This is a genomic window from Paenibacillus rhizoryzae (genome assembly GCF_059686995.1).
This window is the reverse complement of record NZ_JCAALT010000011.1, coordinates 21,741-33,591: the sequence shown is the minus strand read 5'-3', so window position 1 is coordinate 33,591 and position 11,851 is coordinate 21,741. Positions and strand designations below refer to the sequence as shown.

Sequence of the window (11,851 nt, the reverse complement as noted above, 5' to 3'; positions counted from 1 at the left end):
TTACGGACGTCAACCTTTCAAGGAACCCACAGTTAAGCCTTTGACAAAATATTTCTGAAAAAACGGGAAGATAAACATCATCGGACCCGCTGCCAGCACCGTCATTGCCATCCTCGCGGATAAGTTGGGAAATTTGCTGGTATCGATATGCAGACCACTCATAAACTGCGAGCTAGTGGTTAAGAAATTGATGGTACTCATCATTCGCGTAAGCAGCAGCTGAATCGGAACGAGCTTCTCGCTGTTAATGTAGAGCATCGCCGGAAACCATGAATTCCAGTAGTTAAACGAGATAAACAGGCCTAGTGTAGCGAGCGCTGGCTTAGATAGCGGTAAGATCATCTGGAAGTAAATCCGCCATTCGCTGGCTCCATCCACCTTCGAGGACTCAATGAGCTCCTTCGGGATCTCGCCGATGAAGCCTTTCATAATTAGGATGTAGAAGGGAGACAGCATCCCTGGAAGAATAAGCGCCCACATCGTATCCTTCAGGTGGAGGTACTGCGTCATTAAGATATAGGAAGGAACCAGCCCGCCGCTGAACAGCATGGTAAAGAAGATATAGAACGTCATCGGCTTCACGTAACGGTAGTCTTTACGGGACACGACGTAAGCCGTCATGGATGTGAGAGCTAAACTAGCCAACGTACCGATAACCGTCGTCATAATGGTGACCCAGTAAGCTTGGATCAAGATCATGGGTGATCTGAAAATATAATGGTAGGCGTCCGTGCTGAATTGGTGAGGAATCAAATGATAGCCCTGGGTAATAATCGACTCTTCACTCGTTAACGAGATTGCGATTACGAGCAGAAACGGTACAACCATCGACAGTGTGACGAGAACAAACAAGATATTGATCCCAATTTCGACGTAGGATACTTTAGGCCCTGTCCTGATCATGATCCACCTACCACAATGAATTTTCCGGATTTATTTTTTTGACCCATAGGTTAGCGCTTAGAACGAGGATCAGTCCAACTACGGATTGGAACAAGCCGACTGCTGTAGCCATGCCGACATCTCCGATTTTGGTCAGCGCCCGGTAAACGTAAGTATCGATAATGTCGGTTGTCGGGTAGGTCATGCCGGCCAAGCCGCCATTTGGCACAAAGTAATGCAAGCCGAAGTCTCCGGAGATAAGCCCGCCGATCGCCAAGATGAGCAAGATCATAATTAATGGCATGATCATCGGGATGGTGACTTTACGGGCGATTTGAAAGCGTGTGGCCCCATCGATTCTGGCAGCTTCGTAATATTCGGGATTGATGGCAATAATACCGGCGTAATAGACCAGCGCACTGAAGCCGATACGTTTCCAAAGCGCGACGATGTTCAATATGTACGGCCAAGGGCCGGCTTCCATATACCAATCATGCGTCTGCAAGCCCACCATTTCGAGCAGCTTGTTTAGTATGCCGTTGTTAATATCGAGCAAGGTGAACACAATATAGTACACGACGACCCAAGATAAGAAGTGGGGGAGGAACAAAGCAGTCTGATACACCTTCACCGCTTTACGAGAGATTTCGTTCAATAATACCGCGAAGAGAAGCGCGAACACGGTTGTAAAGAAGATGTAGCCGATCTCATACAGCACCGTATTGCGCGTAATGCGAATGGCATATTCAGATACGAAAAAAAACTCGAAGTTCTTAAAGCCGATCCATTCGCTGCCGAACATCCCTTTGTCGTAGTGGAAATTTTTAAATGCCATAATAATGCCGATCATCGGTAGATAAGCAAAAATGAGAATATAGATGACTCCTGGGATGCCAAGCGTAAACAATTCGTGATTTTTTTTGAAGTGGCGCCATTCGTTCGCGATCCGTTTCCCCAATCCGTTATCCAAATTGCTTAACCCCTTTCCTGCGTAATTGGTTCTTGGTTGTTGCCCTCATTATTGCTGTTTTGACCCTATCGTATCTAGTGCACAATCAGGGTATTAGTGGCGTTTTGAACTGTATTTTTTGTGTTTTACTCCTACAATTCGTGAATGACACGATAAAAGGCCAACCAAAGCGGTTGGCCTTTAAACATAAAGCTATCGCCCAATCGATTTTTTCAACCGATACTCGCCGGGTGTACAACCGATCTTTTTCTTAAACAGCTTAAAGAAGTAGCTTTGATTTGCGAATCCGGCTTGATCCATAATCTCGTATACACTTTGATTCTTGTGTTCCAGCAGTTCTCTGGCGACACCCAGCCGAACCTCGCTAATATAGTCGGCAACGGAAATGAGCTCATTCTTTCGGAATAATCGGCCTACGTAGTCCGAGGACAATTTCATCATACCGGCAATCGATTGGAGGCTGAGGTTAATGTCGCCGTAGTTTTGTTTGACAATTTCCTTGATCGTCTCAACTAGGATGTCGTTGCGATCCACCAGTCCGCTGCGTTTCTGCTGTGTAATGTCATGCAGCGTCTGCCATAGCTGCCGATGAATATCTTCAAGCATATCCATCTCCAGCATGCTCAAGCTAACTTTATTGATATCGATGTCAATGGGCTGTACGCGGTTTTGATTGATTTCCTTCAGTGTTTGTCTGATAATCACCGGTATCTGGGTAATACCCGTCATAATCTGATCATAGTTGCATGCGGCAATATGACGTATCAGCTTGTCCAGCGTGTCTTCAAGAAGCGCGGCATCGTCGGATTTGATTCCCTCGACGAGTCTTTTTTCCAGTTCCGGAGGCAGAGGTTCGCTTATATTGCGCATGTTTTCCTCAACGGTATCGAGGGTAAGCAGTACGTTTCTCCCATAAATGAGCTTGTACATAATAATCTGTTGGGCTTGATGGTACTGCTTGGAGATATCCGAGAAATGAAAGATGCTTTCGCTTATGGCGGCGCTGATCGTTATTTTGTAGTAGCGCTGCACGGTTTCTTGAACCTGCACCATTTTATCCTTCAACAGCTCGATTGTATCTCCGAGATCATGCTCCGCACTGACCAAGAACGCCAGATGATCGGATCTTAATTCGGCTCCGACGCAGCAATAGCGACTTCCGATAAGTTCCTCTGCAATGTTTAAGATTGCAAAATGAAACAGCTTCATTTGGCCGGGCTGCAGCAGTTGATTAATTTTCCGGAGATTATCAACCGTGATGACAATCACGATATACGAACCGTTCTCTTGAATGTTCATTTGGTTCGATCGGATAATGCCAATGAATTGTTCTTCACTGAGTGCCATGCTGCTCGTAAGCAATTGGCGGATATGATAAGAATCGATAATATCCCGGTTATCCCTCTGCATCTTCCTCATATCATGAAGATTATCTACGACGGTGGAATATACTTCGGACAAGTAAGCGAGTTCATCTTTGGCCGCTTGATCTCCGATGCCAAACTGATTGTTTTGGATTTGGTTCATGAGCCTGTCAATTGGCTTGTAGAGCCTTCGAGATACGAAGATAGCGGCAATAATCGACAGTATTAAGAATACGACCGTCAAGCCAATGGTTGTTTTGCGGATTCGATCGATGTTATGAATGACGGCGTCGTAAGGCTGCGCGCTTACGATATACCAATTGGGTATGACCAGCTTGGAGTAGGAGATAATTTGTTTTTGGTCCCCAACTTGCTGGATCATGTACCCGTTTGATTTGTTTTCGCGGACGGAACCGGAGAACAAATCTTGGAATCCGGTCGAGTTGAGATCGGAGCTCTTATTGGTATATAATATTTGACCTTTGCTATTCACCAGCATGATGGAGCCTTCTTTCTTCAGCCCCAGTCCATTGATCAGCTTGATATTGTTAAATAGCCATTCCGGCTTAATATTCAACACTAATGCGCCTTCAACCGGATTATACTTACCGAGCGAGTCGTACATCACATAAGAGAATACATCGATTCCCGAGCTCTTCTCCTTCAGCTTCATTGGAATGAACTTCATCTTCTGTACAGCATCGCTGTTATGGAGGAAATCGAGCATATGCCGCGTCGATTCGCTGCTTTGACTTTTAAGCGCCGAATTCCCTCCTGCGAAGATTTGGTCGCTATAGCCGTTATAAATGATTATGGAATCCAGGAAAGAAGTAGAGTTAACGATTGTTTCCATTCTTCGGAGTTTATGGGTCAAATCTAAAATAAAAACTTCTTGGTTGGACATCAGGGGCTTGAGCTGTACGTCCCAAAACAGGGCGGACACCATGTTTTTAGCGATTTCTTCCATGGAGTTAATATTGTAGTTGATTTGAGCCAATGTTGCTTCGTTATACTCTTTTTGCATCTCGACAACGGAATTTCTGGAGGTATAAAACAGAGTGGCAGAGGAGCCAATAAGGAAAATAACCGTTAAAACAGATATGGATAGTAGAATGCGGAGCAAATACTTCTTCGATTGATAGATTTTCAAAAGCCGCATGGCGGTCATACCTTTCCGTCGTATTAGTTCGAATACGGTCAGGAAACGATGGCGAGTAATGAGCTTTATGTGTATTTATAAATTTACCATATCTGTAGAGGTTTAGGATAGATAAGGCTGTGGGGAATTGCTAAGCGGAATCATGTACCATTATTGCAATACTAGGGTATCCGCCGTGACGTTTCTTGAGGATAGGTAGTAATCTATCCCGAGTGATGTTAAGGAGATGATGGTGTGCCTAGAAAAGGCGGAAGCAGCATTTCAATTAAGAGCAAATGGACGAAGACGAAGTGGTTGCTGGCAGACCGTACATTAAGACGCTTCGTTCCGGAAACGAAACGCTTTACCCGCGCATCACTGACTGCGATGACCGGGCGCTATAAGACGGTGTACTTTAAACCGACAACCGGAACGGGGGGCAGCGGTATTGCGCGTATTGTGCGGCTATCTTCTCGGAAGTACCGCATGAAGAAAGATACGCGAACTACCCAAGTCTCGTCCACAAGCTCGCTCTATCGCCAATTAAATAGAATAGCTCGGGGCAGGAGCTACTTGCTCCAGAAGGGCATTTACTTAAAAAGCGCTCGCGGCAGACCGTTTGACCTGCGGATGATGGTGCAGAAGGACGGCAGCAAATGGGTGCCAACCGTCATGTTCGTCAAGCTTGGCATGAAGAACAAAGTGGTTACGAACTATCATCAAGGCGGCAAGCTCGCACGGGTTGAGCCGACACTGCGCCGTTCGGGGTACAGCAAAGCGCAAGTTGCTAGGTATAAGCAGAAGTTGAAGACGTTAGGCATGCAAACGGCACGCTGCTTCGACCGCCATAGTGCCAAGTTCAAGGAGCTCGGTCTTGACGTGGCGCTTGATCGCAAAGGGCGGCTATGGATTCTGGAAGTAAACACCAGACCGGGTTTCAGTGCATTAAAGTCGTTCGCGGATAAGCGCTTTTATCGCACGGCTGTCCGTTATGGCAGGAAGTATGGAAGAACCAAATAAGCAGAATAGAGCAGGCCATCCTTCATGAGGATGGCCTGCTCTATTCAATTCCGGGACTCTCACAAGCCCTCGAATGCGGTTTATTGCAAAAGCTTATGAATGCTATAAAATCATCTGTCTTGTTACTATTGGCCGCACATGATACGTTAAAGGAATAAAGGTAAGTAATCGTACCAGAGTGAACGGAATATCCCATGGGAGAGCGAGGTGTGTAGGAAACATGTTTCAAGTAACAAACAGTCCATTTCAACAAGATCAGGTGGATTTGCTAAATCGATTAATGCCTACACTGACAGAAGGGCAGAAAATTTGGTTGAGCGGTTATCTATCGGCGATATCGGTCGCTTCGGTACAAGGGGCAACGACGACGGTGCAAGCACCGGCCCAGTCGACAAGTACGCCGGCTATTTCCAAAGAAGTAACGGTGCTTTTCGGATCGCAGACAGGGAACAGTCACAAGCTGGCCAAGAAATTGTCCGGTAAACTGCAGGATCAGGGCTTCCAAGTGACCCAATCCTCCATGATTGATTTTAAGCCGAATGCACTAAAGAAGGTTCAAAATCTCTTCATCCTAGTGAGTACACACGGAGAAGGAGATCCACCGGATAATGCGATTTCATTCTATGAATTTCTGCACAGCAAGCGAGCGCCTCAATTGGAAGGATTGCCATTCTCGGTGCTGGCCCTAGGCGACACGTCATATGAATTCTTCTGCAAAACAGGCAGAGACTTCGATCAACGGCTGGAGGAGCTTGGCGGTAAACGCATTGCTCCGCGCGTTGACTGCGACGTTGATTTCGACGAAGCGGCGAACCAATGGATTGAGAGCGTTCTCGCTTCGCTGGGGCAGGCTTCGGCTGCCGTTCAAGCACCGACGGCCGCTTCCGCTTCCGTGGAAGGAACGGTTTCGGAATATTCAAGATCGAACCCTTTTCAAGCTGCCGTGCTTGAGAATTTAAACTTAAACGGACGCGGATCGGACCGGGAGACACGCCATCTGGAGATCTCTCTTGAAGATTCCGGCATCCACTACGAACCGGGTGACAGCTTGGGCGTCTATCCTCACAATCATCCCAGACTTGTGGATGAACTGATTGCGGCAATGGGATGGTCGCCGGATGAACTTATTACGCTTCCTAAGCTTAATGAGGAGCGCTCACTAAGAGAGGCTCTGACAAGTTACTATGAAATTACAGTGCTGACTAAGCCGCTCCTTGAACAAATCGTTGCGCTAACGCCCGGAACCGGACTGGAAGAGCTTCTGGCCGCCGGTCAAGAGCAAGAGCTGAAAGCGTACATTAAGGGGCGAGATCTGTTAGACCTCGTACAGGATTACGATCTGGAAGGCGTGCCAGCGGATACCTTCGTATCGCTGCTAAGACGTATCCCGCCTAGACTGTATTCCATCGCCAGCAGCGCAAAGGCCTTTCCGGGTGAAGTGCATTTGACCATCCGCAAGGTACATTACACTGCATCAGGAAGAGTGCGGTATGGCGTGTGCTCGACCTATGTGTCAGAGCGTCTTGAGCCGGGACAATCCGTATCGGTATTTGTGCAGGACAATCCGAATTTCAAGCTTCCGGCCAATCCGGAAACGCCAATTATTATGATCGGGCCGGGCACAGGCGTCGCTCCGTTCCGTGCATTCCTAGGCGAACGCGAAGAGAATGGCGCAGAGGGCAAGACGTGGTTGTTCTATGGGGATCAGCATTTCGCATCGGACTTCCTCTATCAAGTGGAATGGCAGCGCTGGCTGAAGGAAGGCGTGTTAACGCGCATGGATGTTGCATTCTCACGGGATACAGCGGAGAAGGTCTACGTGCAGCACCGCATGCTGGAGAAAAGCAAAGAGCTGTATCAGTGGTTGGAAGAAGGGGCTGCCGTCTACATCTGCGGAGACGAGAAGAAGATGGCGCATGACGTGCAAGCGGCATTGATCACCATCCTGAAGCAGGAAGGCTCCCTCAGCCAAGAAGAAGCGGAAGCGTACCTGATGAAGATGCAGCAGGATAAACGTTATCAACGGGACGTCTACTAATCAGGGAGATCCAAGAGAGCGAGGGAGGCAGAGACATGTCGGATAATAATCTACTATCAGCAAACAGTGCACCGCATAGCGACGTGGAAGATATTAAACGCAGAAGCGATTATCTGCGGGGAACGTTAGAGGAAACGCTGCAGGATCGGATTACGGGCTCCATTTCCGAGGACGATAACCGATTAATGAAGTTTCACGGCAGCTACATGCAGGATGACCGCGATGTGCGCAATGAGCGGAACAAGCAGAAGCTTGAACCCGCCTATCAGTTTATGGTTCGCGTACGGGCTGCAGGCGGTATCGTAACACCGGAGCAATGGCTCATGATGGACCGAATTGCACAGCGTCATGCCAATGGCACGATTCGTTTAACGACGCGGCAGTCATTCCAGCTGCACGGCGTTATTAAGTGGAATATGAAATCCGTTATTCAGGAAGTCAATGAAGAGCTGCTAAGCACGCTGGCAGCATGCGGCGATGTAAACCGCAATGTAATGTGTAACCCTAATCCGTATCAATCCGAGGTTCATGAGCAAGTACAGGAATGGGCGCAGAAGGTGAGCAGTCATCTGGATCCGTATACTCGCGCTTATCATGAGCTTTGGCTGAATGAGGAGAAAGTGGTCGACAGCCGAGACGGCGTGGAGCAGGAGCCGATTTACGGACCCGTTTACTTGCCGCGGAAGTTCAAGATCGGTATTGCCGTTCCGCCGGCTAACGAAGTCGATGTTTTCTCGCAAGATCTGGGCTACATCGCGATTCACGAAAATGGTCGTTTATTAGGGTTTAACGTCGCAGTAGGCGGCGGCATGGGCATGTCTCACGGAGATCCGAAGACGTACCCGCAGGTGGCGCGCGTAATTGGCTTCATTACGCCGGAGCAGGCGGTGGATCTGGCGGAGAAAACGGTCATGATCCAACGGGATTATGGGGATCGTGCTGTGCGTAAGCATGCCCGGTTCAAGTACACGATCGACGACCGTGGTATTGAGTGGTTTATTGAAGAGCTGCAGCTGCGACTGGGCTGGAAGCTGGAAGAAGCACGCCCTTATCATTTTGATCATAATGGGGATCGTTACGGCTGGGTGAAGGGAAGCAATACCAAGTGGCATTATACGCTGTTCATTCAGAACGGCCGGGTGAAGGACGAGGACGGCTACCAGCTCATGACTTGTCTGCGCGAGATTGCCAAGATTCATACGGGGGATTTCCGCCTTACGCCGAACCAGAATTTGATTATCGGCAATATAACGGGCCAGAAGAAGAAGAAAATAGAGCAGCTTATTGAAACCTACGGACTGACAGATGGGGCGGAGTACTCTGCCCTGCGGAGAAACGCGATGGCTTGCGTAGCGTTGCCGACTTGCGGTCTGGCTATGGCGGAGTCGGAGCGTTATATGCCTTCCCTGCTGGATAAGCTTGAATTGATACTGGATGAAGCAGGTCTGCGCGACGAGGAAATCGTCATTCGCATGACCGGCTGTCCGAACGGCTGCGCGCGCCCTGCGCTCGCGGAAATCTCGTTCATCGGTAAAGCACCGGGCAAGTACAACATGTACTTGGGCGGCGGGCATTCCGGTAACCGACTCAACAAGCTGTATCGCGAGAATATCGGCGAAACTGAAATTCTGAATGAGCTGAGACCGATCTTGCTCCATTATGCGAAAGAGCGGAATGAAGGCGAGCATTTCGGCGACTTCTGTATTCGCAGCGAGTATGTAAAAGAAGTGGTTTCGGGTCTGGATTTTCACGCCTAACTCGCTTATTTCATGGAATGTTTCTGGTGACGGTCGCCTTGTGCGACCGTTTTTTGTTGAAATCACTTTCCTGATGTCTTTGAAAAGGGATTGTCTGTTTTTGTCGAATGTGTATATTCTATTCATGAACATAGTGACATCGGAGATAGAATTATGGGACAACTAGGAGCCAGTGACAACCAATGACCCCGTTTATTCGTGATTTAATCGTGAACACCTCGATTCTTTTTGTAGTTACTTTTCTAACGGGACAGTTGTTTACCAGGTTTGGGAAAGCACGAAAACCCTCTTGGCGATTTCAGTTGAATGTTGGCTTATTGCATGGTGTATTTAGTATTATTCTGATCTTCTCAGGTATTCATGTGCAATCGAATGTCGTGCTTGATGTGCGCAATATTGCTTTATTTATGTCTGCCTTATATGGCGGTCCGCTGGCGATAGCTGTCACAAGTACAATTACGGTGGTTTTCCGAACGATACAAGATCCTTCCGCGTTCGTGGTGCTGCTCATCGTGACAGGATGTCTATCCATCGGAAGCGCGATTATCGCCGCGAGGGTGCGCTCGTATGCGCTTAAGTGGGCATGTTTTCTTATCTACTTGGAAGTCTTCTTTTTCTTCGATTTCTATATCGTTTTTCATCTTCCGTTCATGTCGAAAGTAGCCCCTTACCTGCTGATTAACCTATTCGGCGGGATATTGGCCGCCTATCTGCTTCACTATTTCCGGCGTAATCGCAGCTTAAACCACACCATTAAAGAAATGCAGCAGGAGCTGCATGGCATTCTAAGGCTGCAATCCGGATTTACGTTCAAAATCACCAATCAATCCAGCATTCACGTGTTTACATTGGCTGAAGGTCAGCTGCTCGAAGAGATGGGAATGACGCCGGAGGACTTTGTTGGAAAACCGATTCACCAGGTGCCTCTGTTTGCTTTCTTGCAGCATAACCTGGCGGCTGTGCCGATTGCCGAGAAAGTGACCTGTGAAGCCGTGATAGCGGCGTTCCACCTGTTAATTACTGTACGTCCCGTAATGGAAGAGGGAATTGTAAGAGAATGGATCGGTTCGGTTATGGATATCACGGAGCGAAAACGAGCGGAGCAGCAGGTAACGGAGAAGGAAGAGCGGTATCGTACGCTTGTAGAAAACTCGCAGGATTTCATTCTTAGCTTTCATCTGGACGGTACGATTGCTTCCGTTAATCAGAAGATGTGCGAGGAGCTGCAGCTGGAGCGGGATCAAATTATCGGGCACAAACTGACGGATATTTTGTTAGACGGGTATCTGGAAGAATGGGAGCGCAGCTTTGAACAATCGATTCGGGAGCAGAAGACGAAAGAGCTTGAGGTTCGGCATTTGCAGCTAAAGCAGAACAAGATCTACAGTCTTACCCTCTCGCCGTACTTTAATTATTTGCAAGAGGTTAAAGGCGTTACCGTGACGATTCACGATAATACGGAGCTCTATCAACGTAAAGCAGCCGATGAATCGAATCAGGCTAAGAGCCATTTTCTAGCCACAATGAGCCATGAAATTCGGACGCCGCTTAGCGGTATTATGGGGTTAAACAGCTTACTGATGAAGACGGAGCTTACCTCTACCCAGCGAGATTATGTATCCAGAATGGGCTCAGCTTCAGATGCGCTAATGGTCATCATTAACGATATATTGGACTTTTCCAAAATCGAAGCGGGCAAAATCGAGCTGGAACGCATCCCGATATCCCTTCACGGCTTCTTGGATAAATTGATGCACATGACGTCATTAATGGTCGAAGGCAACCCGATTACGCGCATATTCGATGTGTCGGAAGAGTGTCCGGACAGAATTATTGGAGATCCGCTTCGATTAGAGCAGGTCATGCTTAATTTATGCAGCAATGCGAGCAAATTTACAGATAGCGGCTTCATTCGTGTCGCGGTGGATGTCGTAAATAGGGTCAAGGCGAAGGACATGGTGCGGTTCTCTGTGCAGGATACGGGAATCGGTATTTCAGAAGCGCAGCTCCCGTTGTTATTCCGTTCGTTCACGCAGGCTGACAGCTCCACAAGTCGCAAGTACGGCGGAACAGGACTTGGTCTTGCCATCTGCAAACTGCTAGTGGAGACAATGGGCGGCGTGCTTGAAGTGAGCAGTGAGCAGGGCAAGGGCAGTATATTCTCGTTTATGATACCTCTGGAGGAAATTACACCGAACAGAGACGATCCTATCGCGCTATCCCGTGTTGCCGCTGCACAGCTGGAGGAGCAGAGCGATCAACGAGATAGGCAGCTAAAAGGGCGTATTCTGCTCGTTGAGGATAATGAAATCAATCAAATCATAGCCAGAGAAATACTGACAGCGAGCAATTATGTTGTTGAAGTAGCAGGCAATGGATACGAAGCTTTGAAGGTACTGGAGCATTCCCAGCCAGAGCAGTGGGATGCCGTCCTAATGGACATTCATATGCCGGAGATGGATGGCTGTGAAGCAACCAGGCATATCCGCGCGAATACACGATTTCAGCATTTGCCGATTATTGCTTTAACAGCAGATGTTTTCTCGGACAATCACCAATTGTACTATCAGGCAGGCATCGATGATATTACGACGAAACCCTTTATTAAGGCGCAATTACTGGCGGCGTTGGACAAATGGCTTCGCAAATCCTCATAGGAAAGGCGGCACAAGGAGGACCTTG

Annotated in this window: 7 protein-coding genes; 4 read left to right on the top strand and 3 right to left on the bottom strand. The window is 48.1% G+C overall.

What is annotated here, in order from left to right:
- Positions 1 to 9: 9 nt before the first annotated feature.
- From AC6ESO_RS25945 to AC6ESO_RS25935, 3 genes are all read right to left on the bottom strand, one after another.
- Complete coding sequence (locus AC6ESO_RS25945) at positions 10 to 903, bottom strand: carbohydrate ABC transporter permease (RefSeq protein ID WP_497093929.1); 894 nt, start codon at positions 901 to 903, stop codon at positions 10 to 12.
- Positions 904 to 910: 7 nt separating this feature from the next.
- A complete protein-coding gene (locus AC6ESO_RS25940) occupies positions 911 to 1,852 on the bottom strand; it encodes an ABC transporter permease (protein ID WP_497093928.1) in 942 nt (313 codons plus the stop codon).
- A gap of 192 nt (positions 1,853 to 2,044) precedes the next feature.
- Positions 2,045 to 4,375: a helix-turn-helix domain-containing protein gene (locus AC6ESO_RS25935; RefSeq protein ID WP_497093927.1), complete on the bottom strand. Its 2,331-nt coding sequence runs from the start codon at positions 4,373 to 4,375 to the stop codon at positions 2,045 to 2,047.
- A 234-nt stretch (positions 4,376 to 4,609) separates the two neighbouring features.
- Here AC6ESO_RS25935 and AC6ESO_RS25930 point away from each other — a divergent pair, with 234 nt between their 5' ends.
- The 4 genes from AC6ESO_RS25930 (at position 4,610) to AC6ESO_RS25915 (ending at position 11,826) form a co-directional block, all read left to right on the top strand.
- Positions 4,610 to 5,374 carry a YheC/YheD family protein gene (locus tag AC6ESO_RS25930; protein ID WP_497093926.1) on the top strand — a complete coding sequence of 255 codons (765 nt, stop codon included), beginning with the start codon at positions 4,610 to 4,612 and terminating at the stop codon, positions 5,372 to 5,374.
- A 220-nt stretch (positions 5,375 to 5,594) separates the two neighbouring features.
- Entirely contained in the window at positions 5,595 to 7,412 is a 1,818-nt protein-coding gene (locus tag AC6ESO_RS25925; protein WP_497093925.1) for an assimilatory sulfite reductase (NADPH) flavoprotein subunit, read from the top strand.
- Positions 7,413 to 7,447: 35 nt separating this feature from the next.
- Entirely contained in the window at positions 7,448 to 9,169 is a 1,722-nt protein-coding gene (cysI, locus tag AC6ESO_RS25920; protein ID WP_497093924.1) for an assimilatory sulfite reductase (NADPH) hemoprotein subunit, read from the top strand.
- A gap of 182 nt (positions 9,170 to 9,351) precedes the next feature.
- Entirely contained in the window at positions 9,352 to 11,826 is a 2,475-nt protein-coding gene (locus AC6ESO_RS25915) for an ATP-binding protein (RefSeq protein ID WP_497093923.1), read from the top strand.
- Positions 11,827 to 11,851 lie beyond the last annotated feature (25 nt).

Coding starts and splice junctions, on each gene's coding strand:
- AC6ESO_RS25945 (WP_497093929.1), bottom strand. CDS start 903: ATGATCAGGACAGGGCCTAAAGTATCCTACGTCGAAATTGGGATCAAT.
- AC6ESO_RS25935 (WP_497093927.1), bottom strand. CDS start 4,375: ATGCGGCTTTTGAAAATCTATCAATCGAAGAAGTATTTGCTCCGCATT.
- AC6ESO_RS25925 (WP_497093925.1), top strand. CDS start 5,595: ATGTTTCAAGTAACAAACAGTCCATTTCAACAAGATCAGGTGGATTTG.
- cysI (WP_497093924.1), top strand. CDS start 7,448: ATGTCGGATAATAATCTACTATCAGCAAACAGTGCACCGCATAGCGAC.
- AC6ESO_RS25915 (WP_497093923.1), top strand. CDS start 9,352: ATGACCCCGTTTATTCGTGATTTAATCGTGAACACCTCGATTCTTTTT.